25 protein-coding genes are annotated in these 26,195 nt (G+C 65.6%); 13 read left to right on the plus strand and 12 right to left on the minus strand.

All coding sequences use genetic code 11. The features are described 5' to 3' along the window. Positions 1–67: 67 nt before the first annotated feature. The 4 genes from SALA_RS02450 to SALA_RS02465 all read left to right on the plus strand — a co-directional run bounded on the left by SALA_RS02450 (position 68) and on the right by SALA_RS02465 (position 4,764). Complete coding sequence (locus SALA_RS02450) at positions 68–1,777, plus strand: class I adenylate-forming enzyme family protein (protein WP_011540801.1); 1,710 nt, start codon at positions 68–70, stop codon at positions 1,775–1,777. Between the two features lie 78 nt (positions 1,778–1,855). Next, the gene (locus SALA_RS02455) at positions 1,856–2,683 is read left to right on the plus strand and encodes a cytochrome b/b6 domain-containing protein (protein WP_041383585.1); all 828 of its coding nucleotides are present in this window, start codon (positions 1,856–1,858) and stop codon (positions 2,681–2,683) included. 8 nt (positions 2,684–2,691) lie between these two features. Beyond that, positions 2,692–3,450 carry a molybdopterin-dependent oxidoreductase gene (locus SALA_RS02460; RefSeq protein ID WP_237700912.1) on the plus strand — a complete coding sequence of 253 codons (759 nt, stop codon included), beginning with the start codon at positions 2,692–2,694 and terminating at the stop codon, positions 3,448–3,450. A gap of 39 nt (positions 3,451–3,489) precedes the next feature. Further along, positions 3,490–4,764, plus strand: coding sequence for an SAM-dependent methyltransferase (locus SALA_RS02465; protein WP_041383009.1), 1,275 nt, complete (start codon positions 3,490–3,492; stop codon positions 4,762–4,764). A gap of 4 nt (positions 4,765–4,768) precedes the next feature. Here the strand turns inward: SALA_RS02465 and SALA_RS02470 are convergent, their stop codons facing one another. Both SALA_RS02470 and SALA_RS02475 read right to left on the minus strand, forming a co-directional pair. Then, complete coding sequence (locus SALA_RS02470) at positions 4,769–5,206, minus strand: DUF1801 domain-containing protein (RefSeq protein ID WP_011540805.1); 438 nt, start codon at positions 5,204–5,206, stop codon at positions 4,769–4,771. A 28-nt stretch (positions 5,207–5,234) separates the two neighbouring features. Continuing rightward, a complete protein-coding gene (locus SALA_RS02475) occupies positions 5,235–7,301 on the minus strand; it encodes a S46 family peptidase (RefSeq protein ID WP_011540806.1) in 2,067 nt (688 codons plus the stop codon). Between the two features lie 163 nt (positions 7,302–7,464). On the opposite strand from SALA_RS02475, the gene SALA_RS02480 reads away from it, so the two are divergent. Genes SALA_RS02480 through SALA_RS02495 form a run of 4 tightly spaced genes read left to right on the plus strand, consistent with a single transcriptional unit; the run spans position 7,465 to position 11,986 of the window. Further along, positions 7,465–8,682 (plus strand): argininosuccinate synthase, encoded by a 1,218-nt coding sequence (locus SALA_RS02480; protein ID WP_011540807.1) that lies wholly within the window; start codon positions 7,465–7,467, stop codon positions 8,680–8,682. Between the two features lie 10 nt (positions 8,683–8,692). Continuing rightward, positions 8,693–9,703, plus strand: a complete 1,011-nt coding sequence (locus SALA_RS02485; protein ID WP_011540808.1) for a threonine aldolase family protein — start codon at positions 8,693–8,695, stop codon at positions 9,701–9,703. Continuing rightward, positions 9,700–10,659 carry a DMT family transporter gene (locus SALA_RS02490; protein WP_011540809.1) on the plus strand — a complete coding sequence of 320 codons (960 nt, stop codon included), beginning with the start codon at positions 9,700–9,702 and terminating at the stop codon, positions 10,657–10,659. Before SALA_RS02485 ends, SALA_RS02490 begins: the two co-directional genes overlap by 4 nt. A gap of 46 nt (positions 10,660–10,705) precedes the next feature. Next, entirely contained in the window at positions 10,706–11,986 is a 1,281-nt protein-coding gene (locus tag SALA_RS02495) for an alpha/beta hydrolase family protein (protein WP_011540810.1), read from the plus strand. Here the strand turns inward: SALA_RS02495 and murA are convergent. The 3 genes from murA to SALA_RS02510 form a co-directional block, all read right to left on the minus strand. Further along, on the minus strand, positions 11,973–13,256 hold the full coding sequence (gene murA / locus SALA_RS02500) for a UDP-N-acetylglucosamine 1-carboxyvinyltransferase (RefSeq protein WP_011540811.1): 1,284 nt from the start codon (positions 13,254–13,256) through the stop codon (positions 11,973–11,975). The two genes, SALA_RS02495 and murA, sit on opposite strands and share 14 nt — an antisense overlap. Positions 13,257–13,547: 291 nt before the next feature. Continuing rightward, complete coding sequence (locus SALA_RS02505; RefSeq protein WP_011540812.1) at positions 13,548–14,153, minus strand: 2-hydroxychromene-2-carboxylate isomerase; 606 nt, start codon at positions 14,151–14,153, stop codon at positions 13,548–13,550. Further along, complete coding sequence (locus tag SALA_RS02510; protein ID WP_011540813.1) at positions 14,147–14,878, minus strand: SDR family NAD(P)-dependent oxidoreductase; 732 nt, start codon at positions 14,876–14,878, stop codon at positions 14,147–14,149. Before SALA_RS02510 ends, SALA_RS02505 begins: the two co-directional genes overlap by 7 nt. 78 nt (positions 14,879–14,956) lie before the next feature. Here SALA_RS02510 and SALA_RS02515 point away from each other — a divergent pair, with 78 nt between their 5' ends. After that, complete coding sequence (locus SALA_RS02515; RefSeq protein ID WP_041383012.1) at positions 14,957–15,448, plus strand: winged helix-turn-helix transcriptional regulator; 492 nt, start codon at positions 14,957–14,959, stop codon at positions 15,446–15,448. A gap of 2 nt (positions 15,449–15,450) precedes the next feature. Here SALA_RS02515 and clpS read toward each other — a convergent pair whose 3' ends face one another. The 3 genes from clpS to SALA_RS02530 all read right to left on the minus strand — a co-directional run bounded on the left by clpS (position 15,451) and on the right by SALA_RS02530 (position 18,654). Beyond that, positions 15,451–15,789, minus strand: coding sequence for an ATP-dependent Clp protease adapter ClpS (clpS, locus tag SALA_RS02520; RefSeq protein WP_237700913.1), 339 nt, complete (start codon positions 15,787–15,789; stop codon positions 15,451–15,453). 220 nt (positions 15,790–16,009) lie between these two features. Further along, positions 16,010–16,756 carry a phasin family protein gene (locus SALA_RS02525; RefSeq protein WP_011540816.1) on the minus strand — a complete coding sequence of 249 codons (747 nt, stop codon included), beginning with the start codon at positions 16,754–16,756 and terminating at the stop codon, positions 16,010–16,012. Between the two features lie 125 nt (positions 16,757–16,881). Next, the gene (locus SALA_RS02530) at positions 16,882–18,654 is read right to left on the minus strand and encodes a PHA/PHB synthase family protein (protein ID WP_011540817.1); all 1,773 of its coding nucleotides are present in this window, start codon (positions 18,652–18,654) and stop codon (positions 16,882–16,884) included. Between the two features lie 116 nt (positions 18,655–18,770). Between SALA_RS02530 and SALA_RS02535 the strand changes: the two genes are divergently transcribed. The 3 genes from SALA_RS02535 (at position 18,771) to SALA_RS02545 (ending at position 21,950) form a co-directional block, all read left to right on the plus strand. Continuing rightward, a complete protein-coding gene (locus tag SALA_RS02535; protein ID WP_011540818.1) occupies positions 18,771–19,991 on the plus strand; it encodes an LL-diaminopimelate aminotransferase in 1,221 nt (406 codons plus the stop codon). Then, the gene (locus SALA_RS02540; protein WP_011540819.1) at positions 19,992–20,474 is read left to right on the plus strand and encodes a DUF2721 domain-containing protein; all 483 of its coding nucleotides are present in this window, start codon (positions 19,992–19,994) and stop codon (positions 20,472–20,474) included. A gap of 159 nt (positions 20,475–20,633) precedes the next feature. Beyond that, on the plus strand, positions 20,634–21,950 hold the full coding sequence (locus tag SALA_RS02545) for a spinster family MFS transporter (RefSeq protein WP_011540820.1): 1,317 nt from the start codon (positions 20,634–20,636) through the stop codon (positions 21,948–21,950). A gap of 102 nt (positions 21,951–22,052) precedes the next feature. On the opposite strand, the gene SALA_RS02550 is transcribed toward SALA_RS02545, so the two are convergent. Both SALA_RS02550 and SALA_RS02555 read right to left on the minus strand, forming a co-directional pair. After that, entirely contained in the window at positions 22,053–22,643 is a 591-nt protein-coding gene (locus tag SALA_RS02550; RefSeq protein WP_011540821.1) for an NADPH-dependent FMN reductase, read from the minus strand. A gap of 47 nt (positions 22,644–22,690) precedes the next feature. Continuing rightward, complete coding sequence (locus SALA_RS02555) at positions 22,691–23,980, minus strand: adenylosuccinate synthase (protein ID WP_011540822.1); 1,290 nt, start codon at positions 23,978–23,980, stop codon at positions 22,691–22,693. Positions 23,981–24,114: 134 nt separating this feature from the next. On the opposite strand from SALA_RS02555, the gene SALA_RS02560 reads away from it, so the two are divergent. Continuing rightward, on the plus strand, positions 24,115–25,059 hold the full coding sequence (locus SALA_RS02560; protein ID WP_011540823.1) for an alpha/beta hydrolase: 945 nt from the start codon (positions 24,115–24,117) through the stop codon (positions 25,057–25,059). 156 nt (positions 25,060–25,215) lie between these two features. Here the strand turns inward: SALA_RS02560 and SALA_RS02565 are convergent, their stop codons facing one another. Continuing rightward, positions 25,216–25,911, minus strand: a complete 696-nt coding sequence (locus SALA_RS02565) for a glutathione S-transferase N-terminal domain-containing protein (RefSeq protein WP_041383014.1) — start codon at positions 25,909–25,911, stop codon at positions 25,216–25,218. After that, positions 25,908–26,195 (minus strand): chorismate mutase, encoded by a 288-nt coding sequence (locus SALA_RS02570; protein WP_011540825.1) that lies wholly within the window; start codon positions 26,193–26,195, stop codon positions 25,908–25,910. The genes SALA_RS02565 and SALA_RS02570 overlap by 4 nt, the downstream gene beginning before the upstream one ends.

Consider the following 26,195-nt stretch of genomic DNA (forward strand, 5'->3'; position numbering starts at 1 on the left):
GGTCCTTCCCCAGGAGAGGCCTCCCCATAAGGGGTAAGGCGAGCGAGACCAAGAGGAGAGATGCACGATGCCATCAGCGCTCGATTTGCGCCTGGAAGCCGCCTATAATCTGATCACCGGTCCCGGCGGACCGATCCAGGTCGGGTCGGTCGAACGCTTTGGCCGCCAGCTGCCCTTCATCACCAACGCGCCAACCAACCTCGCCGACTATGTCGCCTATTTCGCGATGCAGCACGGCGACGCGACCTTTCTGGTCGAGGGCGACGAACGCCTGTCGTTCAAACAGGTCTATATGGCGGCGCGGCAGGTCGCGGCGGGGCTGATCGAGGGTTTCGGCGTCGAGCGCGGCGACCGGGTGGGTCTGGCGATGCGCAACGCGAATGCGTGGTGCGTCGCCTATATCGGCATTTTGATGGCGGGCGGCTGCGCGACGCTGCTGAATGGCTGGTGGCAGGGCGGCGAGCTCGCCGCGGGCATCGAGAACAGCGAGGCGAAGCTGGTCATTGCCGATCCGCAGCGCGCGGCGCGGCTGGCCGAACCGGGGGTTGAGCATGGCGCGAAGGTCGTGACGCTCGACATCACCCGGCCCATCGACGAAGCGATCGCGCCGATTGCGTCAAAGGGAAGCGCCGCAACGGTGCTGCCGACGCTCACCGGACAGGATCTCGCGACGATCCTTTTCACCTCGGGCTCGACCGGCCAGTCGAAGGGGGCCTATTCGCGCCACGAGGCGGTGGTGCAGGCGATCTTCAACTATGTCACGCAGACCGCGACCATCGTCCATCTGCTGACCGAGGACGGGCAGATGTCCGACATCCAGCCCGCGACGCTGATCTGCACCCCACTGTTTCACGTCACCGCCGAAATCCCGGTGTTCCTGCAAAGCTTCGCGCTCGGGCGAAAACTGGTGCTGATGCCCAAATGGAACGCCGAAGAGGCGATGCGACTGATCCAGGACGAACAGGTCAATTATTTCGTCGGCGTCCCGCTGATGAGCTATGAGATCCTCACCCATCCGAACCGCAAGAATTACGACCTGTCGACGTGCAAAAGCTATGCCGGCGGCGGCGCGCCGCGTCCGCCCGAGCATGTGAAGCGTCTCGCCACCGAAATGGGCGAGGCGAAGCCCTTGCTCGGCTATGGCCTCACCGAAACCAACGCCGTCGGCTGCGGCATCATCAACGAAAATTACGTCGCCAAGCCGCTGTCGACCGGCCCCGCGTCGAAGCCGCTCGTCGATCTGGCGATCCTCGACGACAATGGCGATCCGGTGCCGCAGGGCGGCATCGGCGAAGTCTGCATCCGCTCGGTCGCCAATTTCGAAGGCTATTGGAACAATGAGGCGGCGACCAGGGCGGCCTTTTTCGACAATGGCTATTTCCGCACGGGCGACCTCGGCTATCTCGACGAGGACGGATATCTCTTCATTGTCGACCGCAAGAAGGACATCATCATCCGCGGCGGCGAGAATATCAGCTGCCAGGAAGTCGAGGCGGCGATCTATGAGCATCCCGAAACGAACGAATGCGCGGTGTTCGGGCTGCCCGACGAGCGGCTCGGCGAAGTCGTCGGAGCGGTGATCTGGATGAAGCCCGGAAGCGGCGTGACCGCCGACGCCATGTGCTCCTTCCTCAGCGCGCGGCTCGCGCCCTACAAGGTGCCGTACAAGATCTGGATGTCGAACGAGGCGCTGCCCAAGCTCGGCAGCGAAAAGATCGACAAGGTCAGCCTGCGCAGCCAGTATCGCGAAGCCTATGCGGCGGAGGTCGTCGCGTAACCAAATGGTGCCGGGAACCGAACCCTTTTCAAGCCCGTTCCCTGAAGGATGAGGGGCTGGGAGGGTGTGCTGGAAACGATGACCGATCTTGCTCCCGCCCCGCCACCAACGCGCGTCTATCGCCACCGGCTGCCCACGCGGATCTGGCACTGGGTCAACGCCGTCACCTTGCTCATCCTGCTGATGAGCGGGCTGATGATCTTCAACGCGCACCCGCGCCTCTATTGGGGGCAATATGGCGCCAATGCCGATTATGCCTGGTTCGCGATCGGATCGACGGCAGACACCGGCTATGTGCGCATCGGCGCCGCGCGGGTCGAGACCACCGGGCTGCTCGGTCGCTGGACCGATGCCGAGGGCGTGGAAAAGACCTGGGCCTTCCCCGGCTGGGCGACGATCCCGACCAGCTACAGTCTTGCCGACGGGCGGCGCTGGCATCTGCTCTTCGCGTGGGTGCTCGCGATCAGCCTGACGCTCTACATGCTGTGGACCGCGCTGGGCGGGCATCTGAAGAAGGATCTGCACGTCCGCCGCGACGAATGGTCGCCGCGCCATATCTGGCACGAGATCAAGGATCATGCCCGGCTGCGCTTCCCGACCGGCGCGGCGGCGGCGCGCTATAATATCCTCCAGAAACTCAGCTATATCGGGATCATCTTCATCCTGTTGCCGCTGATGATCGCCACCGGGCTCACCATGTCGCCGGGGATCAACGCCGCGGCGCCGTGGCTGCTCGACCTGTTCGGCGGGCGCCAGTCGGCGCGCTCGATCCATTTCATTGGCGCCTGGGCGCTCGTCGCCTTCTTTCTTGTCCATATCGTCATGGTGATGCTCGCAGGGCCGGTGAACGAGCTAAGGTCGATGGTGACGGGCTGGTTCCGCCTGCCCGCGGAGAAGGCGAAATGAGCGGGGTGATGATGCCGCGCCGCGAGCTGATCGTCCGCGCAGGCGGTCTCGCCGCCGCGCTGCCGCTGCTCGGCGCATGCGATGCAATCAACGATGCACCCGCGGTGCGCAGGATCCTGTCGATGGGCGAGGAGATGAACCGGGCGAGCCAGCGCGCGCTGATCGACCGCGAAGCACTGGCGCGCGAGTTTACCCGCGCCGACCTGTCGCCCGTCTTTCGCTCGAACGGCACGCGCCTGCCGCCCGGCGCAGCCTATGCCGCACACGCCGCGGGCGGGTTCGCCGACTGGCGCGTCGCGGTGACGGGGTTGGTTACGCGGCCGCTGTCGCTGTCGATGGCGGACATCCGCGCGATGCCGCAGCGCACCCAGATCACGCGCCACGACTGCGTCGAGGGGTGGAGCGCGATCGGCGAATGGACGGGGCCGCAGCTTCGCCGCATCCTCGCCGCGGCGGGGGTGAAGGATCGCGCGCGCTATATCGTCTTTCGCTGCGCCGACCGGCTGGGCGAGACGCTCTATTATGAAAGCTGCGATATGATCGATGCGCTGCATCCGCAGACGATCCTCGCCTGGGCGCTCAACCGCGAAGTCCTGCCGATCGCCAATGGCGCGCCGCTGCGGCTCCGGCTCGAACGCCAGCTTGGCTACAAGCACGCCAAATATGTCACCGCGATCGAGGCGGTCGCGAGCCTGGACGGGATCGGCGCGGGCAAGGGTGGTTATTGGGAAGACCGCATCGATTATGAATGGTATGCTGGCATATGACCGCAACCATTTCGCGGTCGGGGATGTTTGCTTCCTGAAATGTCGATCCTGCGTCCATTTCTCTCCCGCATCGTTCGCAAGGGATGCCTGACCGTCATCGCGCCCGATGGTTCGCGCGAAACCTTTGGCGAGGTTGCTCCCGGCTATCCCGACGTCACCCTCCGCTTCACCAGCCGTCGCGGAATGCGGCGCATCCTGCTCGACCCACGGCTCGGCGCGGCCGAGGCGTTCATGGACGGCGAGATGGAGCTGGTTCAGGGCGACATCATGGACCTCATCGGCCTCATTCGCATGAACACGCCATGGGATCGCGGCGCAAAGCTCAAGGACAAGGGATGGTTCGGCCGCCGCGCCGACGGACTGAAGACGCGGCTTGGTTCGATCAACCGTCGGCGCCGGTCGCGCGCCAACGTCAAACATCATTACGACATCGGCAACGACCTCTACCGCCTCTTCCTGGACGACGACATGCAGTATAGCTGCGCATACTGGCCGCGGGAAAACATGACGCTGGAGGAAGCGCAGGCGGCGAAAAAGGCGCATATCGCCGCAAAACTCGCGCTCGCGCCGGGGCAGCGCATCCTCGACATCGGCTGCGGCTGGGGCGGGATGGCGATCACGCTGGCGCAGCTCGAAGCGGTCGAGGTGCTGGGGATCACGCTGTCCGAAGAACAGCTTGTGCTCGCCCGCGAACGCGCCGCGGCGGCGGGGGTCGCCGACCGGGTGACGTTCGAGCTGATCGACTATCGCGACCTCGCCGCGCGCGAGGCGGGGCGCTTTGACCGCATCGTTTCGGTCGGCATGTTCGAGCATGTCGGCGCCACCAATTTCGAGACCTTTTTCCGCGCCGCCGCCAATCTGATGACCGCCGACGGGGTGATGCTGCTCCATACGATCGGGCGCTTCGGGCGGCCGGGCGCGACCGACGCCTTCACGCGCAAATATATCTTTCCCGGCGGCTATATCCCGGCATTGAGCGAGACATTGGCGGCGAGCGAAAAGAGCCGCCTGATCGCCACCGATATCGAAACGCTGCGGCTGCATTATGCGCTGACCTTGCGCCAATGGTATGCGCGCACGCTGGCGCATGAGAGCGAGATCGTCCAAATGATGGGCGACCGTTTCTTTCGCATGTGGTGCTTCTATCTCGCGGGCGCGACCGCGGCGTTCGAGTACGGCGGGATGGGCAATTACCAGATCCAGTTCGCGCGCAACCGCCATGCGCTGCCGCTGACGCGCGACTATATGGCGGCGGCCGAAGCCGATTATCTCCGCCTTGTTTCCCGATCGTCATTCGGGCCTTCGCCGGGATGACGGGTTAATCGGGGTATCGTTCGTTCATCGCATCCCAGCTCAGCGCGACGAGCTGTTCCAGAACATCAAGGTCCACGTCAGCCAGCTTATTGATATAGAGGCACGACTTGCCCGTCCTGTGCTTGCCGAGCCGCGCGAACAGCGCATCGGCGTCCTTCTGCCGGTCGCAATACCGGCCCATCAGATAGATGGTCATCGCCGCCTTGCGCGGGCTGAAGCCGGCGCGGCAGAAGGTGCCGGAGCGGCCGCTCTCATAGACATAGTCGTAGCTGCCGTAGCCGATGATCGATGGCCCCCACATCTTCGGCTCGTGGCCGGTGACGCGGCGGTGGATCGCATCGACCACCGCCGCTTCCTCGCGTCGCCGTGCGTCGGGCACCGCGGCGATGAAGTCGGCGACCGAAACCTCGGTCGCCTTGGTCTTGAGTTCGGCCTTGGCCATCCGATCCCTCCTGTCGCGACGCGGCCCCCTACCGGCGCTTGCCGCCCTTCAGTTCGGCGGCCAGCGCGGGGGCGGGCCAGATCACGTCGAGCGCCTGCTGGATCGCCGCGGTCGACACCGCGACGGTCCGGTTGAGCGTGCCGTCATAGCCGAAATTGCCGCCGAGCGAATGGATATTGCCGTCGAAGGCGGTGCCGATCACGCTGCCGTCGCGCGCGATCACCGGCGATCCGGAGTTGCCGCCGATGATGTCGTTCGTCGTCACGAAATCATAGACGCCATTTTTGTCGATCCGGCTTTCGGCGGTCACGAACGCTTCGGCGAGCTTGTAGGGAAGCTGTCCGGTCGCGCGGTCATAGGTGCCGCCGATCCGCGTCATCGCCGGCACCGGCTTGCCGCGCTCGGTCCACCCCTTCACCTGGCCGTAGGACAGGCGCAGCGTGAAGGTCGCGTCGGGATAGAGCGCATCGCCATAGGCCGCGAAGCGCGCCTTGGCGAGCCGCGCCTGCGCCGCGGTGACCGGCGCGTCATAGTCGCGGTCGAACGCCGCCTTGATCTCGCGCGAGCGCGGGTCAAGTCTGGCGAAGAAGCGGATCATCGGATCGTCCGACGCCGCGATCGCCGCCGCGCCGCCGTCCCACAATTGCTGGCGATAGGCGGGGTCGGCGAGCCTGGTGCCCGTGACCAGCCGTTTGGCGAGAGCTTCGGGGCTTTCCTTGCCGAGCAGCGCCTTGATGTCGTCATTGTCGGTGCCCAGATATTCGCGCGCCTTGCTCGCCCAGAAAGCGACCGCCAGCTCCTCGAGCCAGGGATAGGTCGGCACCGGATCGGTCAGCCTCTTTTCGGTCAGCGGCAGCGCCGAATCGGTGAAGCCGGGCAAGCGCTCGCTGTTCGGCTTTGCCCGCTCCTCGGCGGCGCGCACCAACGTCTGCGCATAGCCCGCGAGCGTCGAGAAACTCGCCGGGCCGCGTTCGAGGAACACGCTGTCGAGATAGGTGTCGCGCCGCTTGGCCATCGCCGCGTCGATCTCGCTCCAGGGATCGCCGATTTCGGCATTGCCCCTTACCTTTTCGCGCAGTTCGGCCTCGGCGGCCGCCATCTGCGCGGTGAAGGCGGGGTCGTTGAGCGCGCGAAACTGACCCGACAGCGCCTTGAAGCTGTTTTCGATCCCGAACAGTTCGTCAGCGCCCTCGCGCGCCTTTTCGGGGCTTTCATCCATGCTGGCGATCAACCGCCCGCGATATTCGGAGAGCAGAAGCAGTGTGAGCGGCAGACGTTCGGTGCGCTGGAAGGCGCGCTGCGTTTCGGTGAGCAGCCGCTGCGTCGATCCGGGGTTGCCGACGACGAAGGTGATCTCACCCTCCTGCGGCGCGCGCGGATTCCATTTGAGGTGGGCCGGCGTCGCGGCGGGCTTGCCATTCTCGTAGGCGCGCAGGAAGGCGGCATCCATCGCATAGCGCGGGAAGTTGAAATTGTCGGGGTCGCCGCCGAAGAAGGCCGCCTGGAACTCGGGCGCCCAGGCGATGCGGACGTCGCTGTATTTGCGGTATTTATAAAGCTTGTACTGGCCGCCGCCGAACAGTGTGACGACCTGGCAGCGCGTCGTGTCGCGGTCGGGGCATTCGGCCGACTCGATCTCGGCGATGCGCGCGTCACGCGCCTTGACCAGCGCCTCGCCGGTCAGGCTGCCGATCGCCGCGCGGATGGAGCCGGTGACATCGGTGATCGCGGTGACGACCTCGGCCTGCTGGCCGGGGCATTTGAGTTCGCGCGCGCGGTCGGCGGCGTTGAACCCGCCCGCGACCAGATCGCTGTCGGCGCTCGAGAGATTCTGGAGGCAGCCGACGACGCAATGATGGTTGGTCAGGATCAGCCCTTCGTTCGACACGAAGGATGCCGAACAGCCCCCCGTCAGCCGCACCGCGGCGGCGCGCGTGTGGTCGAGCCATTTCTGGTCGGGCGCCCAGCCATAGGCGGCTTTGATCGCGTCGGTCGGCACCGCGTCGAACGTCCACATCCCCTCTTCGGCGGCGGCGGGGGAGGAAAGGGCAAAGGTGGCCGCGGCAACGGAAACGAAAGCAAGGGTCAGGCGCATGATATTCCCCATCGATGAGACGTAGTATCTTTTGACACTAACGAGGGGTGCGCGGGCCGCCAAGCGAATATCGCGCGCAGCACCCGGCACGAATGCGCCGGTTGCGTGCGGGGCGCCGCCCTGCTAGCCGCGCCCGCGTCCCTCCCTCGCCAAAGGTGCAGCCATGTCCGATTCCATCAAGCGCGTCGTCCTTGCCTATTCGGGTGGTCTCGACACCAGCGTCATCCTGAAATGGCTGCAGGTGACCTATGGCTGCGAGGTCGTGACCTTTACCGCCGATCTGGGGCAGGGCGAGGAGCTGGAACCCGCGCGCGCCAAGGCCGAGCTGATGGGGATCAAGCCCGAACATATCTATATCGACGATTTGCGCGAGGAGTTCGTGCGTGACTTCGTTTTCCCGATGATGCGCGCCAATGCGCGCTACGAGGGCGATTACCTGCTCGGCACGTCGATCGCGCGGCCGCTGATTTCGAAGCGGCTGGTCGAGATCGCCAGGGAAACGGGCGCCGATGCGGTGGCGCATGGCGCGACGGGCAAGGGCAATGACCAGGTGCGCTTCGAGCTGTCGGCCTATGCGCTCAATCCCGACATCAAGGTGATCGCGCCCTGGCGCGAATGGGATCTGACCAGCCGCACCGCGCTGATCGCGTGGGCCGAACAGCATCAGATTCCTGTGCCCAAGGACAAGCGCGGCGAAAGCCCGTTCAGCACCGACGCGAACCTCCTCCACACATCGTCCGAAGGCAAGGTGCTCGAGGATCCATGGGAAGAAACCCCCGACTATGTCTATTCGCGCACGGTGAACCCGGAGGATGCGCCCGATACGCCCGAATATATCACGATCGATTTCGAGCGCGGTGACGGCGTCGCGCTGAACGGGCAGGCGATGTCGCCCGCGACCCTGCTCGCGGCACTCAACGACCTGGGCCGCAAGCATGGCATCGGCCGCCTCGACCTCGTCGAAAACCGCTTCGTCGGCATGAAGTCGCGCGGCATGTACGAAACGCCGGGCGGCGAAATCTATGCGCGGGCGCATCGCGGCATCGAAAGCATCACGCTCGACCGCGGCGCGGCGCACCTCAAAGATGAACTGATGCCCAAATATGCCGAGCTGATCTATAACGGATTCTGGTTCGCCCCCGAGCGCGAGATGTTGCAGGCGGCGATCGACCACAGCCAGGCGAATGTCACCGGCACGGTTCGATTGAAGCTTTACAAGGGCAATGCCAGCGTCGTCGGCCGCAAGTCGCCGTTCAGCCTGTACAGCGAACGCCATGTGACGTTCGAGGATGATGCCGGCGCCTATGACCAGAAGGACGCGGCCGGCTTCATCAGGCTCAACGCGCTGCGGCTCAAACTGCTTGCCCGACAGGGGCGCTGAGGCGCGCGACATGACCGCGACCCGTTTCTTTTCGGACAATGCCGCTGCGGTCCACCCCGCCGTGATGGAGGCGCTCGTCGCCGCCAACCATGTCGATACAGCCTATGACGGCGACGCGCTCAGCCAGTCGCTCGACGCGGCCTTTTCGGACCTGTTCGAAACCGACTGCGAAGTCGTCTGGGTATCGACCGGGACCGCGGCGAACAGCATCATCCTCGCGCATTTCGTCCGGCCGTGGCAGGGAATCCTCTGTTACGAGGAAGCGCATATCGAGGTTGACGAATGCGGCGCGCCGACCTTTTATTCGGGCGGCGCCACGCTGATGCCGCTCCCCGGCCGCGGCGCCAAGATCGACACCGCGGCGCTGAAGGCGCGAATCGCGGGTATCCGGCAGGATGTCCACCAGGTTCAGCCCGCGGCGGTCAGCATCACCAACGCGACCGAATATGGCCTCGCGTGGCGGCCGCAGGAAATTGGCGAGATCAGCGAGATTGCCAGGCGCAAGGGGCTGAAACTCCACATGGACGGCGCGCGCTTCGCCAACGCCGTCGCTTTCCTCGGCTGCGCGCCCGCCGACGTGACCTGGCGCGCCGGGGTCGATGCGCTGTCGTTCGGTTTCACGAAGAATGGCGCGATGATGGCCGAAGCGATCGTCTTTTTCGGCGGCAGCGGCGGCGCGGGGGTGCGCGAGCTCAAGAAGCGCGGCGGGCACCTGCTCAGCAAGGGGCGCTTCGTCGCGGCACAGATTCGCGCGATGCTGAAGGACGACCTCTGGCTCGCCAATGCGCGCGCCGCCAATGCGGGCGCCGCGAAACTCGCGGCGGCGTGCGGTAGCCGCCTCCTGTATCCGGTCGAGGCGAACGAGCTTTTCGTGCGGTTGTCCAATGACGAGGCGGCGAAACTGCGCGGTGCGGGGTTCGATTTTTACGACTGGGGTGAGGGTGCGGCGCGGCTCGTCGTCAGCTGGGATCAGGATGCCGAAGCGGTGGCGCCGCTCGCCGCCGCGATCGGTGCGCTATGAGCGCCGCGCCGACGACGCTGCTCAGCCCGCGCGTCCTGTTGCCCTTTCTTCTGGTGACGCTGATCTGGGGGTCGACGTGGATCGTCATCAAGGGACAGCTCGGCGTCGTGCCGCCCAGCTGGTCGGTGACCTATCGCTTCGCCATCGCCGCCGCGGCGATGTTCGCCTTTGCGCTCATCCGCGGCGAGCGGCTGCGGCTCGACAAGCGCGCGATGCTCTTCGCCGCGGCACTTGGGGTCGCGCAATTCGCCCTGAACTTCAACTTCGTCTACCGGGCGGAGCAGCATATCACGTCGGGCCTTGTCGCGGTGCTGTTCGCGCTGCTGATCGTTCCCAATACGTTGATGGGACGCGCTTTCCTCAAGACACCGCTGGAGGGGCGCTTTCTGCTCGGCGCGGGGATCGCGATCGTCGGCGTGGGCCTGATGATCCTGCACGAATATCGCGCCGCGGCGCTGGGCGCGGGCGAGGTGCTGCTCGGCACCGCGCTGACGCTCGCTGGCGTGATGAGCGCCTCGATCGCCAATGTCATGCAGGGCACCGCGATCGCGCGCGCGCAATCAATGGTCGTGATGATCGGCTGGGCGATGCTGTTCGGCGCGCTCGCCGACGGCGCCTGGGCGTGGATCACCACCGGCCCGCCGGTGGTCGAGCCGACGGCGGTGTATCTGGGCGGCGTTCTCTATCTGGGCGTCGTCGCCAGCGCCGTGACCTTCCCCCTCTACTTCAACGTCATCCGTGCGGTCGGGCCGGGGCAGGCGGCGTGGTCGAGCGTGCTCATCCCGATCATCGCGATGGGCTTTTCGACGGCGTTCGAGGATTATCGCTGGGCGATGCTGTCGGTCGCGGGCGGTATCGTCGCGCTGATCGGGCTGGTGATCGCGGTCGCCAGGCGTCCCGAGCGTCCGTCGGTCAGCGGCAATATGGTGTCTTTGCCGGTCGATTCCGACGGTTGATCGAAAGCCGTTGCGACGGCGCCGGGGCGGACGCTAAGGCGCTGCCATGATACGCAAACTTCTCGTTTTCGCCGTCGCGGCGACTCTTGCTCAGCCAGCCTTTGCTCAACCGTTCTGTCAAGCGGGCGCTTATCGCGGCGCCGACGGCGACTTTGTCGCGCTGGCAAAATCGACGGTCAATCCGGCGGGCGGGCTACGCTATCTGTTCCGTGACGGGCGCCGCGGATCGACGGGCGATGCCGACGCGCCGCTCGATTGCGCTCCCGACGGCGTGCGCATTGGCAAGGGCGCCGAGGCGGAGACGTGGGCGCGCATCGCCCTTCGCGAAACCCCGGCGACCTTCGACAGCGCGGGATCCAAATTGTCGGGCATGTTGATCGAACCGCCGGGCAGCGATCCGCAGCGGCCGCTGGTGGTGATGGTCCATGGCTCCGAACGCACGTCGCCGATCGGCGGCATCTATGGCTATGCGATGGCGGCGCAAGGTCTGTCGGTGTTCGTCTATGATAAACGCGGCACCGGCGCATCGGAGGGCGAATATACGCAGAACTTCGAATTGCTCGCGCGCGACGCCGCTGCGGCACTCGGGCAGGCGCGCGCGATGCTGCCCGGACATGCCGGGAGGGCGGGCTTTTTCGGAGGCAGCCAGGGCGGGTGGGTCGCTCCGCTCGCCGCGACGCTGACCCCCGCCGATTTTGTCGCGGTCGGTTTCGGCCTCGTCGCCTCGCCGATCGAGGAGGACCGCGAGCAGATGATCTCCGAAGTGCGCGCGGCGGGGCTGGGCGCCGATGCCGAAGCGCTCGTTAACCGCCTGTCGGCAGCAACGGCCAGGCTGCTGCTGTCGAACTTCAAGGATGGTTATGTCGAACTCGACGCCGCGCGCGCCGCGCTCGCGGACAAGCCGTGGGCCACGCAGATACGGGGCGAGCACAGCGGGATGATGTTGCGGATGTCCAATGCTGAGCTGCGCCGGATCGGGCGGGCGCGCTTCGACAATCTGGAACTGATCTGGGATTATGACGCGGTGGCGGCGCTGCGCCGGCTTCGCACGCCGCTCTTGTGGGTGCTCGCGGGCGAGGATCGGGAAGCCCCGATCGAAACGACACGCGCCGCGCTGGCCGAATTGCGGGCGGCAGGGCAACCGATCGACGTCTATCTGTTTCCCGGCACCGACCATGGCATGATCGAGTTCACGACCGGCCCCGACGGCAAGCGGTCCTACACGCGCATCACCGACGGCTATCTGAAGCTGCTTGGCGACTGGATGAAGGGCGAGGCGCGCGGCACTTACGGCCGCGCCGAGACGCTGACGCCTACCCCGCGCTGATCCGCTCGATGTCGGCGCCCACGGCCTGGAGCTTTTCCTCCAGCCGCTCGTAACCGCGGTCGAGGTGATAGACGCGGTTCACCTCGGTTGTGCCCTCGGCCGCGAGTCCGGCGATGATCAGGCTCATCGAGGCGCGAAGGTCGGTCGCCATCACCGGCGCGCCGATCAGCCGGTCGACCCCGCGCACCACCGCGGTGCGGCCCTTGACCTGGATGTCGCAGCCCATGCGCGCCAGCTCGGGAACGTGCATATAGCGGTTCTCGAAGATCGTTTCGGTGAACAGCGACGCGCCGGTGCCGAGCGTCGCCATCGCCATGAACTGCGCCTGCATGTCGGTGGCGAAGCCGGGGTAGGGCGCGGTGCTCAGCGTCACCGGCTGCGCGCGGCCCGCCATGGCGACGCGGATGCCGCCCTTTGTCTCCTCGACCGTCGCGCCCGCTTCGCGCAGCGCGGCGAGCGTCGCTTCCATCTCGCTCGCCTTGGCGCCGACCAGTTCGACGTCGCCCTCGGTAATCACCGCGGCGCAGGCGTAGCTTCCCGCCTCGATGCGGTCGGCCATCACGCGATAGGTGGCGCCGTGCAGGCGGTCGACGCCTTCGATCGTCAGCGTTTCGGTGCCGATGCCCTCGATATGCGCGCCCATCGCGACAAGGCAGTTGCACAGGTCGACGATCTCGGGCTCGCGCGCCGCATTTTCGAGCACGCACGTGCCCTTGGCGAGCACCGCCGCCATCACCGCATTTTCGGTCGCGCCGACCGACACGACGGGGAAGGTGAATCTGCCGCCCGCAAGACGTCCGCCCGCCGCCACCGCCTTCACATAACCCGACGCCAGTTCGATCTCGGCGCCAAAGGCTTCGAGCGCTTTCAGGTGCAGGTCGATCGGGCGGTTGCCGATCGCGCAGCCGCCGGGGAGCGACACCGTCGCCTCGCCCGCGCGCGCGAGCAGCGGGCCGAGCACGAGGATCGACGCGCGCATCTTGCGCACAATGTCATAGGGCGCGACGGTCGAGGTCAGCGTCGTCGCGCGCGCAGTCATCACGCGGCCGAAATCCTCGGGCCGCGATCCCTCGATCGTCGTCGAACAACCAAGCTGGTTGAGCAAATGCCCGAACCCGTCGACGTCGGCGAGCCGCGGCAGGTTGCGCAAGGTCAGCGGCTCGTCGGTGAGCAGCGCGCACGGCAGCAGCGTGAGCGCGGCGTTCTTGGCACCGCTGATGGGAATACGGCCCTTGAGTCGCTGGCCGCCGCGAATGACGATTTGATCCATGCGCGGTCTTTAGCGGATGCACGGGGGCGTGCAAGCGGGTGCGGTGGTCGGGGCGGTCAAGGCGATGTCCGGTTTCGGCCGGAAGTGGCCATAGTGGCTCTCTCCCCTTCAGGGGAGAGATACGCAGGCTTGCCAGCTTGCTGGCTAGCCGGAGTTGAGAGGGGACTGGCGGTGTTCCCCTCTCCAAGCTTCGCTAGCTCCTGGCGGAGCAAGCTGCGCTATCCTCTCCCCTGAAGGGGAGAGGGCTACGTCCGCTCCCCACCCCAAAGCAGCCCCCGCCTCGGCCCATTGTCAACCGAGCAGCGCCTCCTCGACCTGGCCCAGCCGATCCTTACCGAAAAACATCTCGTCGCCGACGAAGAAGGTCGGAATGCCGAACACCCCGCGCGCGACCGCGGCTTCGGTGTTTTGGACGAGCCTGGCCTTGATGTCCGGCTCCTGCGTGCGCGCAAGCAATGCCGGACCGTCGAAACCGTTCGCCGACAGGAAGGACGTAACGACCTCCGCATCGTCCATCTTCAGCCCTTCCTCCCACATCGCGCGGTTCACCGCGTCGACATAGTCGTCGAGAAGGCCCTCGTCCTCGGCGACGATCGCGCCGCGCATGATCAGCAAGGTGTTGACCGGGAAATGCGGGTTGAGGCGAAATCTGGTGAGGCCATGCCGGGCGATGAATCGCCGCATCTCCAGATTCTCGTAAGCGAGCTTGGCGGGCGCATCGGCATATTGCACCATCGGCGCCTTGTTCCCCGTCGCCTTGAAGATGCCGCCGAGCAGGCACGGCGTAATGACAAGATCGGCGCCGGTGCGGTCGAGCAGGTCGGGGAGCGCCTTCATCGCCAGATAGGCGTTGGGGCTGCCGAAATCAAAGATGAGTTCGAGGCTTTTGGTCACCATGTTTCTCCCCACGGGCGAAGGTCGAGTTCGTGCGTCCACGCGCTTTTCGGCTGTTTGTGGAGCGTCACATAATTGGCGGCGATGGCCTCTGGGTTCAGGATCAGGTCCTGCGCCCTTGCATTGTCGAAATCGGGGTGGCGGCCCCTGATGAAATCGGTGTCGATCGCGCCGTCGATCACCGTGTGCGCGACATGGATGCCCCGCGGCCCCAGTTCGCGCGCCATCGACTGGGCGAGCATCCTGAGCGCCCCCTTCGCACCCGAAAAGGCGGCGTAACCCGATCCGCCGCGCAAGCTGGCGGTTGCGCCGGTGAAGATGATCGTGCCGCGGCCGCGCGGCGCCATGCGCTTTGCCGCCTCGCGCCCCATCAGGAAGCCGCCGAGACACGCCATTTCCCACACCTTTGTGTAAACGCGCAGCGTCGTTTCGGCGATCGGGAAATTGACGTTGGCGCCGATGTTGAACACCGCCACCTCGACCGGCCCGACCTCGGCCTCGACCGTGTCGAACAGCTCGATCATTGCGTTCTCGTCGCGGGCGTCGGCGGGGAAAGCGCGCGCCTTGTGTCCCGCGTCGCGGATCGACTGGGCGAGGGCTTCGAGCTGGTCGGCGTTGCGGGCCCGCCGGTTGACGCAGGCGGTAAGGCCTGCGGCGGCAAATGCGCGCGCGATCGCGCCGCCGGTGGCGTCTCCGGCTCCGATGATGACAGCTGCGGGATGGGACATGCGCGACTCTCCTCTTGCACCCGATAGTAACTATGATAATCATAGTGACAAGTGATAATTTTCCGGTTGATTGGAACGATGCCCAAACGCGCAGACCTGTCGGATACTTTCTGCCCCGTCGGGCGCTCGGCGGAATTGCTCGGCGACCGCGCGGTGCTGCTGATCCTGCGCGACCTGTTTTTTGGGCGCCGGCGGTTCGAGGCGATCGCGACGAACACGCGGCTGGGGCCGCAGCTCGTGTCGGCGCGGCTGAAGCTGCTGGAACGGGAAGGGGTGGTCGAGCGCCACGCCTATCAGCAGCGACCGCCACGCCACGAATATCGCCTGACCGCGAAGGGTAAAGACCTGTTCGACGTCCTCTATGCGATGCGCAACTGGGCTGAACGCTGGGCCTATGACGAGGGTGAGACGGGGTCGGGCCCGGCCGTGCGCTATAGTCATCGCACATGCGGTGCCGACGTCGGGACGTCGACAGTCTGTCCCGGCTGCGGCGAGTTACTGCGCTACGGTGATCTGAAAGGGGAGCTCTCCGCAGCGCTCAGGGCCGAGCAGGCGGCCAGGGGCGCCTAGGGTCACGCCTTTTCCAGCGTGCATTGCAGCGGGTGCTGGTTCTGCCGCGCGGCGTCCATCACCTGATTGACCTTGGTTTCGGCGACTTCGTAGCTGAACACGCCGCACACGCCGACGCCCTGCTGGTGGACGTGCAGCATCACCTGGGTCGCGCGTTCGATGTCCATGTTGAAAAAGCGTTGCAGCACCATCACGACGAACTCCATCGGCGTATAATCGTCGTTGAGCAGCAGCACCTTGTACATCGATGGTTTTTTTGGCTTCGCGCGCGTGCGCGTCGCGATGCCGACGCCGGGCGTGCCGGTGGCATCGTCGTCCTTGTCCGCCATGGCGCGGACCATATGGGGGCTCGAAGCGGGAAGCATCATCACGGGGAATATCGCAAGCCGGGGCGGAATCGCAAGGGGCGCGGTGCCGCATTAACCCCCTTTTCGCACGCCGCGGTCGGGGCGCCAAACAAGAACCGCCCGCTTCCAGAGGAAGCGGGCGGCCTTGGGGGCGTCGGCGCAGGCGGGGGGAGGGGGAAGGGTGCCCGCACCGACGAGAGGAAGGTGAAAGCGCTTAGGCGGCCTTCATCTTCGAAGTGATGACCGAAACGCGGTTCGAAATCGGCGCGAAGCTGTCATTCGTCAGCTTGACGACGAGTTCGCTGGTCTTCGAAGTCTGCGCAACGGCGGCGTCGAACGCCTTCTTGCTGTTTTCGGCATAAAGCTTGAAGAACTCGGTCGGCGACTTGACGGCGGTGTAGCCCTTCAGCGCGGCGGTCGTGTCTTCAAAGCTCTTGCGGGCGAAGGCGACGCCTTCCTGGCCAAGCGTTTCCATGCCCTTGGCCGCGATCTTGCCCGACTCGACGAGCGCTTCGAGGTTCGCCTTGTTGAACTCGACGGCTTCTTCGGCAAGCTTGCTGGTCTTGGCCATCGCTTCCTTCGCCTTTTCGTTGAAGTCGGCGGTCAGCGCTTCGGCGCGGACCTTGGCGTCTTCGGCGATTTTCTTGACGGTGTCGTTCATGGTCTTGAATCCTTTGCTGGCGGTGGCGGCGACCGACTTCGGCGCAGCCTTGGGGGCAGTTTTCTTCACGGCCGCCTTCGCAGGGGCGGCTTTCGTGGCAGCGGCCTTGGGAGCAGCGGCCTTTTTTGCAACCGGCTTGGCTTTTGCCTTCACCGGCTTCGTCTTGGTGGGCGCCACGGCGGGCGCGACTGCCGGGGCGGCGGTCGGAGCCGGGACAGCAGGAGTCGCCACCGGCTTGGCGGCGGTTTCCAGCGTCGCGGCTTCGAAAGCCTTTTCGGCACTATCCATCTTTGTAGCCATCGGGACAACTCCTTTATGTTGCACTGCACAATATAGGAGCGGATCGGCGATTTCAAGAGAAAAATTGTGCAGCGCACAACAGAATCGAAAACCCCGGCCCGGCACGCCGCTCTAACGGGGGGATGTTACCGCTGTTTGACGTAGCGGCCGGGGGCGTCCTCGATCGCCTTGCGGCGCCCCTTGCCGGGGATACGCGCGCCCTTGGCCGGAACCTTTTTGTCGTCCTGCGCGGCAATCCAGCCGGCCCAGTGCGGCCACCAGCTGCCCTTGGTTTCGGTCGCGCCGGCGATGAAATCGTCGAGCGTGACGGCATCATTGTCGCCGGTCCAGTATTGATATTTGCCCGCGGCGGGCGGGTTGACGACGCCCGCAATATGTCCCGACCCGGCGAGGAGAAAGGTTCTGGGCCCCGACAGATGATGCATCATCCGCCAGACGCTGGCGGCCGGCGCGATATGATCTTCGCGTCCCGCCTGGATATAGGCGGGCGTCGCGATCTTGCGAAGGTCGATCGGCGTACCGCACACCGACAGGCTGTTCGGGATCACCATCCGGTTGTCGCGATAGAGCTCGGTCAGATATTGGCGGTGCCACTTCGCCGGCAGGTTCGTCGTGTCGCCGTTCCAGTAGAGCAGGTCGAAGGGCGGATAGTCGTTGCCGAGCAGATAATTGTTGACGACGTAATTCCAGATCAGGTCGCGGCCGCGCAGGCTGTTGAAGGTGGCGGCCATATAGCGCCCGTCGAGATAGCCGGGCGCCGATAATTGCTGGAGCAGCGCCAGATAGGCGTCGTCGACGAACAGCTTGAGGTCGCCCGCCAGCTCGAAATCGACCTGTGCGGTCAGGAAGGTCGCTGATTTCACCCCGTCGGCCTCGCCGCGCGCGGCGAGCATCGCCAGCGTCGCGGCAAGCGTCGTGCCCGCGACGCAATAGCCGATCGTGTGGACGTGCGGAACGTCGAGCAGGTCGCGCACCGTGTCGATCGCATCGACCTGCGCCGAAACATAATCGTCCCAGACAATCTCGCTCATCGAGGCATCGGCCGACTTCCACGACACCATGAACACCGTCAGCCCTTGTTCGGTCGCCCATTTGACGAAGCTTTTCTGCGGATTGAGGTCGAGGATATAGAAACGGTTGATCCACGGCGGAAAGATGACGAGCGGGACGGCGAATACATCTTTCGTCGCCGGATCATATTGGATCAGCTGGTACAGGTCGGTTTCGTGAATGACCTTGCCCGGCGTCGTGGCGATATTGACGCCGACCTCGAACGCATCGGGATCGACGTGCGAAAGCTGTCCGCGCGACAGGTCGGAAAGCATATGCCCCAGCCCTTTGAGCAGGCTTTCGCCGCGCGTTTCGACCGCGCGCTTGATCACTTCGGGATTGGTGATCGCGAGGTTCGAGGGCGACAGCGCCTCCGCCATATTTTTTGCAGCGAACTCCAGCTTGGCGCGCGCCTGTTCGTCGATCCCCTGCATGTTGCGGGTGGTCGCGAGCAATTGTTCGGCAAGCAGGCCATAGGTCTGGCGGATCAGCGCAAAGACCGGGTTGGTCGTCCAGTCGGGGTCGGCGAAGCGCTTGTCTTGTCGCGCGTCGGCATCGGGCGTCAACGACGGCTGGAGCGTCGCGAGCGAGGCCCAGAAAGCGGCCCCCTGTTCCCACATCTTCGTCGATTGTTCGGCCCACAGCTGCGTCGTCGGATTCTGGAGCCAGCTGGCCGGGTCGAACAGGTTCGCCGCCGCGCTGTTCCGCTGATTCGCCTGTCCCAGCACATAGTCGAGCATCATCTGCTGCGCGCGGCCCATCACGCTCGTCCAATGCTGCACGTCGTCGGGCGAGGGCATGAAGGGATTCGCCGCGCCGCTGCTCTTGTCCTCGCCCATATCGGTCATGCTGGTTCCTGCTGGTCAGTGCCGTGAGAATCCCTATAACAAGCCGCGTCGCGGCTGGCGAGGTTGCCGCTCGCGTCAATTCAAACGCATACGTAAAGGAGTTGTTCTAGTTTCCCATGTCCGACGATGAATTCTATCGCATCAAGCGCCTGCCGCCCTATGTCATCGCCGAAGTCAATGCGATGCGTGCGGCCGCGCGTGCCGCGGGCGAGGATATCATCGACCTGGGGATGGGCAACCCCGACCTGCCGCCGCCCGACCATGTGATCGACAAATTGTGCGAAGTCGCGCGCAAGCCCGATGCCCACGGCTATTCGCAGTCGAAAGGCATCCCCGGTCTGCGTCGCGCGCAGGCCAATTATTACGGCCGCCGCTTCAACGTCGACCTCGACCCCGAAAGCGAAGTGGTGGTGACGATGGGGTCGAAGGAGGGGCTCGCGAGCCTCGCGACCGCGATCACCGGCCCCGGCGACGTCGTGCTCGCGCCGAACCCCAGCTATCCCATTCACACCTTCGGCTTCATCATCGCCGGCGCGACGATCCGCAGCGTGCCGACGACGCCCGACGAGAATTACTGGCGCGCGCTCGACCGCGCGATGGCCTTCACCGTGCCGCGCCCGTCGATCCTGGTGGTCAATTATCCCTCGAACCCGACCGCCGAGGCGGTCGATCTCGCTTTTTACGAACGTCTTGTCGCCTGGGCGAAGGAGAATAAGGTCTGGGTGCTCAGCGATCTTGCCTATTCGGAGCTTTATTACGACGGCAACCCGACGCCCTCGATCCTGCAGGTGCCGGGCGCGAAGGACGTCGCGATCGAGTTCACGTCGATGTCCAAAACCTATTCGATGGCGGGCTGGCGCATGGGCTTTGCGGTCGGCAACAAGCGGCTGATCGCCGCGATGACGCGCGTCAAATCCTATCTCGACTATGGCGCCTTCACCCCCATTCAGGCCGCGGCGTGCGCGGCGCTCAACGGGCCGCAGGACATCGTCGAGAAGAACCGCCAGCTCTATCAGAAGCGCCGCGACGTGATGGTCGAAAGCTTCGGCCGAGCGGGATGGGACATCCCCAGCCCGCCCGCGTCGATGTTCGCCTGGGCGCCGCTGCCGCCCGCGCTCAGGGAGATGGGCAGCCTCGAGTTTTCCAAACAGCTGCTGACCCACGCCAAGGTCGCGGTCGCCCCCGGCGTTGGTTATGGCGAGGATGGCGAGGGCTTTGTCCGCATCGCGATGGTCGAAAATGAACAGCGCATCCGGCAGGCGGCGCGCAACATCCGCAAGTTTCTGGCCATGCACGGCGTGAACACACCTTCGATCGCCGCCGGCGGCGCGGGATAAATGAGCCTCGACGCGAGCGCCATCGCGCAGACGATCCAGCTGTCGGTCACGCCGGTGTTCCTGCTGGTGGCGACCGGCAGCCTGCTGAACGTCATCGCGGGACGCCTCGCGCGCGTGGTCGACCGCTCGCGCGTGCTGATGGAGCGCTGGCCCGAAACCGAGGGCGCCGAGCACGATCGCATCGTCGCCGAACTGCGCGTCGCCGACCGGCGGATGGCGGTGATCAACAATTCGATCCTCGCTGCGGTGGCGGGCGGCATTGTCGTCTGCCTGCTCGTCGCGCTGCTGTTTACGCAGGCTTTCACCGGCGCCAATCTGGCGGTCGCGGCGTCATGGGCTTTTGCGGCGGCGATGCTGTTGCTGCTCGTGTCGCTGATCCTGTTCCTGATCGAAGTGCGATTGGCGATCCGCACCATTCGCGTCCCGATGGATTTGCTCGAGATCGAAGAAATCGGGTGGAACAAGCGCCGCGACAGGCGTTAGTGCGAGCATTGCTCTTCGCGGCTGCGGTTCTGCCGAAAAAATATCAGGGGCCGAGGGCTGGCAGCCGTAGCGGCAATCGCAAGCGGCGATTTTCATCGCGCCGCAGCGGCATTGACAGCCGCCGCCCCGGTCTTCACCCTTCGTCTTCGGGAGAGAATGATGAACGAAAAACCTGCGCTTGCCGCGGGGCTTGGGTCGGCCCCCGTCGACAGCGCCGCCGCACAGACGCGGACGATGCTGTGGATCCTGCTCATCGTCTATATCTTCAATTTCCTCGACCGGCAGATCGTCAACATCCTCGCCGAACCGATCAAGGCCGACCTTGGGCTCTCCGATACCGAACTGGGCCTGCTCGCGGGCCCGGCCTTTGCGGTCTTCTATGCGCTGCTCGGCATTCCCATCGCGCGCTATGCCGACAAGGACGGCACCAACCGCGTCCGGCTGATCGCCGCCGCGCTCGCCATCTGGTCGGCGATGACCGCGGTGTGCGGCCTCGCGCAAAACTTCGTGCAATTGCTGCTCGCGCGCATCGGCGTCGGCGTCGGCGAGGCGGGTTGCACGCCCGCCGCCCACTCGCTCATCACCGACAGCGTGCCGCCGGAAAAGCGTTCGTCGGCCATCGCCTTTTACGGCATGGGCGTGCCGATCGGATCGCTGCTCGGGCTGATCATCGGCGGCATCGTCAACGACCTCTACGGCTGGCGCATCGCGCTGATGCTCGTCGGGGCGCCGGGCCTGCTCCTCGCGCTGATCGTGCTCTTCGTGATGCGCGAGCCGCGCCATCGCCGCACCGCCGAAGCCGCGGCGAGCGCCGCCGCGGTGGTGCGGCTCTCGACCGGCGAGGCGATGAGGGAAATCTTCACCTCGCGCGCGTTCCTCTACATCCTGATCGCCGCGTCGGTCACCGCGTTCCTCGGCTATGGCAAGGCGCTGTGGACGATCAGCTATTTCATCCGCAGCCATGGCCTGTCGACGACCGAGGCAGGGCTGTCGATGGCGGTGGTGCTCGGCCTCGCCGGGGTGTTCGGCACCTGGCTCGGCGGCAAGATGGCCGATATGTTCGGCAAACGCGACAGGAAGCATATCCTGACCTTCCCCGCCTATGGCATGGCGGTGGCCGCGCCAATCCTGTTCCTTGGCTATTATATGGAGAACTGGCTGGTCGCGGTCGCGCTGCTCATCGTGCCGACGATCCTCAATTCGGCCTATTACGGCCCCGCCTATGGCTGCGTTCAGGGGCTGGTGCGGCCGCAGGCGCGCGCGGTCGCGGCGTCGATCATGCTGTTCGGGCAGAATCTGATCGGGCTGGGTTTCGGTCCCTTCCTGTTCGGGGTGCTCTCCGACCTGCTAGCGCCCGCCTATGGGCAGGAAAGCGTGCGCTATGTCCTCTATGGCGCGGCGTGGCTCGGGTTGATCCCCGCCTTCTTCTTCTGGCGCGCCAGTCTGCGGCTGAAGGCGGAGCTGAAGTCGGGTTAGGCACCTCTCGTCATTGCGAGCGCAGCGAAGCAATCTCCAGCCATCGGACGTGCGCGAGACCGATGGCTGGAGATCGCCGCGTCGCCTCCGGCTCATCGCGCTCTAGTAGGGCGGCGCCTGCCGTTCGCGCTGCGCCTTCGCCGCGTCGATCCACCAGTTGAGGTCGTCGGCGAAGCGCGGGAAGGCCTTTTCCAGCCGCACACCGTCGTCGCCCGTCGGCTTGCCGTCACCGTCGAACGCATGGCCGATCCGCCCGACCGTCAGGATCGAGGAGATCACCGCCATCCCCATTTCGCCCAATATGTCCCGCCACCCCATCATCGCGCGCACGCCCGCAAAGGGGCCGGCCGAATAACAGGCGATCGCCGCCGGCCGCCAGAACCATTCCTCCAGATAATGGTCGGTGAGGTTCTTCAATCCCGGCTGCGGTCCCCAATTATATTCGCCGGTGACAAAGACGAAGCCGTCGGCGGCGCGGATCTTGTGCGCGAGCTCCGCCATCGCGGGCGGCGCTTCGCCCTTCGCATATTCCTTATACATGCGGTCGAGCATGGGGAGGCCGGCGGCCCTGGCGTCGATCAGCTCGGCGGTATCGCCGCGCGCGCCGAACGCGTCGACGAGCCAGTTGGCGAGTTTGATGCCCTGCCGGTCGCGGCGATAGCTGCCATAAAGGACAAGGATGGTGCGGGTCATGGCGCCTTGGTGCCACGGCCGGTGCCGGAAAGGAAGGGCGTGGCGTCCTAGTCGCTGAAGGGATCGCGGATCAGGATCGTGTCCTCGCGTTCGGGGCTGGTCGACACCAGCGCGATCGGCGTTTCGATCAGTTCCTGCACGCGCTGGATATATTTGATCGCCTGCGCGGGCAGGTCGGCATAGCTGCGTGCGCCCGCGGTCGATTCGTGCCAGCCGTCCATTTCCTCGTAAATCGGCTCGACCGCGGCCTGATCGGCGGCGTGCGCGGGGAAATAGTCGAGGATTTTTCCCCTGAGACGGTAGCCGGTGCAGATGCGGATCGTGTCAAAGCCGTCGAGCACGTCGAGCTTGGTCAGCGCGATGCCGGTGACGCCCGATACCGCGCAGCTCTGCCGCACGAGCACGGCGTCGAACCAGCCGCAGCGGCGCTTGCGCCCGGTGACGGTCCCGAACTCATGCCCGCGTTCACCCAAACGCTGGCCCGTTTCATCCTCCAGTTCGGTGGGGAAGGGGCCGCTGCCGACGCGGGTGGTATAGGCCTTGGCGATGCCGAGCACGAAGCCGACCGCGCCGGGGCCGAGACCCGATCCCGAGGCCGCGGTGCCGCTCACCGTGTTCGAGCTGGTGACAAAGGGATAGGTGCCGTGGTCGATGTCGAGCAGCACGCCCTGCGCGCCCTCGAACAATATGCGCGCGCCGGCCTTGCGGACCTTTTTCAGCCGCTTCCACACCGGCTGCGCATATTCGAGCACATAATCGGCGATTTCCCTGAGGTCGGCGACCAGCTTGTCGCGGTCGATGGGCGGTTCGCCGAAGCCCGCGCGCAGCGCGTCGTGGTGCGCGGTCAGCCGGTCGAGCTGGGGTTCGAGATGGTCGAGGTGCGCCAGGTCGCAGACGCGGATCGCGCGGCGACCGACCTTGTCCTCATAGGCCGGGCCGATGCCGCGCCCGGTGGTGCCGATCTTGCCCGCGCCCGCCGCGGTTTCGCGCAGCGCGTCGAGGTCGCGGTGAAAGGGCAGGATCAGCGCGCAATTGTCGGCGATCGCGAAATTGTCGGCGTTGATCTCGACCCCCTGGCCGCGCAGCTTGGTGATCTCGTCGCGCAGCGCCCAGGGATCGAGCACGACGCCATTGCCGATGATCGACAGCGTGCCGGTGACGATGCCCGAAGGCAGCAGCGACAGCTTGTACACCTGCTCGCCGACGACGAGCGTATGGCCGGCGTTGTGACCGCCCTGGAACCGGACCACGGCATCGGCACGGCTGGCGAGCCAGTCGACGATCTTGCCCTTGCCCTCGTCGCCCCATTGCGACCCGATGACGGTAACATTTGCCATGACGCTGTCCTGCTGAAAGCGGCCCTTTCGGCCCGGCGCGGCCTTAGCGGATTTGCGCGCGGATACAAGCGCGGCTGGCACGAAATTGCGACAATTTCGGCCTAAGCGCTGCGTCGGAAAGCAGGAGATAGCGCATGAACGGACGGCGATGGATCGGCTGGCTCGGCCTTTTGGCCTTCGTGATCGGCAGCGGTGGCATTCCGGGCCCGCTTGCCGATGCGCGCGAACGGCTGCGCGACCGGATCGGCGCGCGGCTGGCCGAGCATATGGGTGCGGACAATGCGCCGAAGGCGCCGGGAAGCGAGACGATTTCCTATGGCCGCGACCCGCTCCAGGCGCTCGACCTGTGGCGCGCGAAAAGCGCGAAGGGTCCGGCACCGCTGATCGTCTTTGTCCATGGCGGCGGGTGGAAACGCGGCGACAAGGACAATGCGACCGGGCGCTTCAAGGCCGTGCATTATCCCGAACAGGGCTATGCCTTTGCGTCAATCAACTATCGCCTCGTCCCCGCCGCGACGGTCGAGCAGCAGGCGGCCGATGTCGCGGGCGCGGTCAAGGCGCTGATCGACCGCGCGGACAGCCTCGGCATCGACCGGCGGCGCATCGTGCTGATGGGGCACAGCGCGGGCGCGCATCTGGTCGCGCTGGTCGGCACCGACCAACGCTATCTGCGCGGCGCTGGCCTGTCCTTTGCCGACATCGCGGGCGTCATCCCGATCGACGGCGCGGCTTATGACGTCGCGGCGCAGATGCAGGACGGGCCGCCGATCATGCAGAAAACCTACCGCCAAGCATTCGGCAGCGACCCCGTGCGACAGAAAGCGTTGTCGCCGACGCAACAGGCCGCGGCCCCCAATGCGCGCGAGTTCCTGCTCCTCTATGTCCAGCGCGCCGACGGCGTGCGGCAGGCGAAGGCGCTCGGCGCCGCGCTCGAAAAGGGCGGCAGCCGCGTCGAGCATGGCAGCTTTCCCGGCGAAGGGTTGAAAGGCCATGCGGAAATCAACCGCAGCCTCGGTGATCCGGCCTATGCGCCGACGGGGTTTGTCGATGACTGGTTGAGGCGGGTGTTCGCGCGGTAGGGGTGGGGCATGGAGGTAAAGGGGATGTGCTCTCCCTACCCCGTCATCCCGGCGAAGGCCGGGATCTCACCCTATCGGATTACCGCACCGGCGAGATCCCGGCCTGCGCCGGGATGACGATGGAATATAGGTTTACATCCGGGCAACTCCCCGCCCTCAACCCGCCGTAACCTCCAGCCCGCGCTGCACGCCCGGCCGCGCCAGTCCGGCGTCCAGCCAGCGCTGCACACGCGCGAAACGCTCGAACCCGACGATTTCGGCGGCGTCGTAAAAGCCGATCAGATTGCGCACCCAGCCGAGCAGCGAGATGTCGGCGATGCTGTAATCCGCGCCCATCACCCATGGCCGCGCCGCAAGCCGATCGTCGAGCACGCCGAGCAGCCGCGCCGATTCGGCGGCGTAGCGGTCGCGGGGCCGCTTGTCCGCATATTCGCGGCCCGCGAATTTGTGGAAAAAGCCGAGCTGGCCGAACATCGGCCCGACGCCGCCCATCTGCCACATCACCCACTGGATCGTTTCGTAACGCGCCGCCGGATCGGGCGAAAGAAACTGCCCGCTCTTGTCCGCAAGATAGATCAGGATCGCGCCCGATTCGAACAGCGCGAGCGGCTTGCCGCCCGGCCCCTGAGGGTCATAGATCGCGGGAATCTTGCCATTGGGGTTGAGCGCGAGAAAGGCGGGGTCATGGCTTTCATTCGCCATGATGTCGATGCGGTGCGGCTCATAGGAAAGGCCCGTCTCCTCCAGCATGATTCCCGCCTTCACCCCATTGGGCGTGGGAGCCGAGAAAAGCTGGAGCCGGTCGGGGTATTTCGCGGGCCAGCGGGCGAAGATCGGATGGTCCATGCTCATGCGCCCTGCTCGCGCTTCGCCTGCTGGTGGTGGCGGATCACCTCGTCGATGATAAAGCGCAGGAACTTCTCGCTGAACTCGGGGTCGAGGTCGGCGTCGCGGGCGAGCGCGCGCAGCCGCTCGATCTGCCGCTCCTCACGGCCGGGGTCGGCGGGAGGCAGGCCTTCGCGCGCCTTCAGTTCGCCGACAGCCTTGGTCACCTTGAAGCGTTCGGCGAGCATATAGACGAGCGCCGCGTCGATATTGTCGATGCTCTGGCGGTAACGGCTCAGCTGGTCGTCCAT

The organism is Sphingopyxis alaskensis RB2256, from assembly GCF_000013985.1.
GTDB classification, from domain to species: Bacteria; Pseudomonadota; Alphaproteobacteria; order Sphingomonadales; family Sphingomonadaceae; genus Sphingopyxis; species Sphingopyxis alaskensis.

What these genes read in the sequence shown, in the direction of transcription:
- SALA_RS02505 (WP_011540812.1), bottom strand. Translation starts at nt 14,153, where the DNA reads ATGGTGACCAAAAGCCTCGAACTCATCTTTGATTTCGGCAGCCCCAAC.
- SALA_RS02485 (WP_011540808.1), top strand. Translation starts at nt 8,693, where the DNA reads ATGACCGCGACCCGTTTCTTTTCGGACAATGCCGCTGCGGTCCACCCC.
- SALA_RS02535 (WP_011540818.1), top strand. Translation starts at nt 18,771, where the DNA reads ATGTCCGACGATGAATTCTATCGCATCAAGCGCCTGCCGCCCTATGTC.
- SALA_RS02470 (WP_011540805.1), bottom strand. Translation starts at nt 5,206, where the DNA reads ATGGCCAAGGCCGAACTCAAGACCAAGGCGACCGAGGTTTCGGTCGCC.
- SALA_RS02495 (WP_011540810.1), top strand. Translation starts at nt 10,706, where the DNA reads ATGATACGCAAACTTCTCGTTTTCGCCGTCGCGGCGACTCTTGCTCAG.
- SALA_RS02510 (WP_011540813.1), bottom strand. Translation starts at nt 14,878, where the DNA reads ATGTCCCATCCCGCAGCTGTCATCATCGGAGCCGGAGACGCCACCGGC.
- SALA_RS02475 (WP_011540806.1), bottom strand. Translation starts at nt 7,301, where the DNA reads ATGCGCCTGACCCTTGCTTTCGTTTCCGTTGCCGCGGCCACCTTTGCC.
- SALA_RS02460 (WP_237700912.1), top strand. Translation starts at nt 2,692, where the DNA reads ATGATGCCGCGCCGCGAGCTGATCGTCCGCGCAGGCGGTCTCGCCGCC.
- SALA_RS02550 (WP_011540821.1), bottom strand. Translation starts at nt 22,643, where the DNA reads ATGACCCGCACCATCCTTGTCCTTTATGGCAGCTATCGCCGCGACCGG.
- SALA_RS02450 (WP_011540801.1), top strand. Translation starts at nt 68, where the DNA reads ATGCCATCAGCGCTCGATTTGCGCCTGGAAGCCGCCTATAATCTGATC.
- SALA_RS02545 (WP_011540820.1), top strand. Translation starts at nt 20,634, where the DNA reads ATGAACGAAAAACCTGCGCTTGCCGCGGGGCTTGGGTCGGCCCCCGTC.
- SALA_RS02525 (WP_011540816.1), bottom strand. Translation starts at nt 16,756, where the DNA reads ATGGCTACAAAGATGGATAGTGCCGAAAAGGCTTTCGAAGCCGCGACG.
- SALA_RS02530 (WP_011540817.1), bottom strand. Translation starts at nt 18,654, where the DNA reads ATGACCGATATGGGCGAGGACAAGAGCAGCGGCGCGGCGAATCCCTTC.
- SALA_RS02515 (WP_041383012.1), top strand. Translation starts at nt 14,957, where the DNA reads ATGCCCAAACGCGCAGACCTGTCGGATACTTTCTGCCCCGTCGGGCGC.
- SALA_RS02480 (WP_011540807.1), top strand. Translation starts at nt 7,465, where the DNA reads ATGTCCGATTCCATCAAGCGCGTCGTCCTTGCCTATTCGGGTGGTCTC.
- SALA_RS02540 (WP_011540819.1), top strand. Translation starts at nt 19,992, where the DNA reads ATGAGCCTCGACGCGAGCGCCATCGCGCAGACGATCCAGCTGTCGGTC.
- SALA_RS02565 (WP_041383014.1), bottom strand. Translation starts at nt 25,911, where the DNA reads ATGAGCATGGACCATCCGATCTTCGCCCGCTGGCCCGCGAAATACCCC.
- SALA_RS02455 (WP_041383585.1), top strand. Translation starts at nt 1,856, where the DNA reads ATGACCGATCTTGCTCCCGCCCCGCCACCAACGCGCGTCTATCGCCAC.
- SALA_RS02560 (WP_011540823.1), top strand. Translation starts at nt 24,115, where the DNA reads ATGAACGGACGGCGATGGATCGGCTGGCTCGGCCTTTTGGCCTTCGTG.
- SALA_RS02465 (WP_041383009.1), top strand. Translation starts at nt 3,490, where the DNA reads ATGTCGATCCTGCGTCCATTTCTCTCCCGCATCGTTCGCAAGGGATGC.
- murA (WP_011540811.1), bottom strand. Translation starts at nt 13,256, where the DNA reads ATGGATCAAATCGTCATTCGCGGCGGCCAGCGACTCAAGGGCCGTATT.
- clpS (WP_237700913.1), bottom strand. Translation starts at nt 15,789, where the DNA reads ATGGTCCGCGCCATGGCGGACAAGGACGACGATGCCACCGGCACGCCC.
- SALA_RS02570 (WP_011540825.1), bottom strand. Translation starts at nt 26,195, where the DNA reads ATGGACGACCAGCTGAGCCGTTACCGCCAGAGCATCGACAATATCGAC.
- SALA_RS02555 (WP_011540822.1), bottom strand. Translation starts at nt 23,980, where the DNA reads ATGGCAAATGTTACCGTCATCGGGTCGCAATGGGGCGACGAGGGCAAG.
- SALA_RS02490 (WP_011540809.1), top strand. Translation starts at nt 9,700, where the DNA reads ATGAGCGCCGCGCCGACGACGCTGCTCAGCCCGCGCGTCCTGTTGCCC.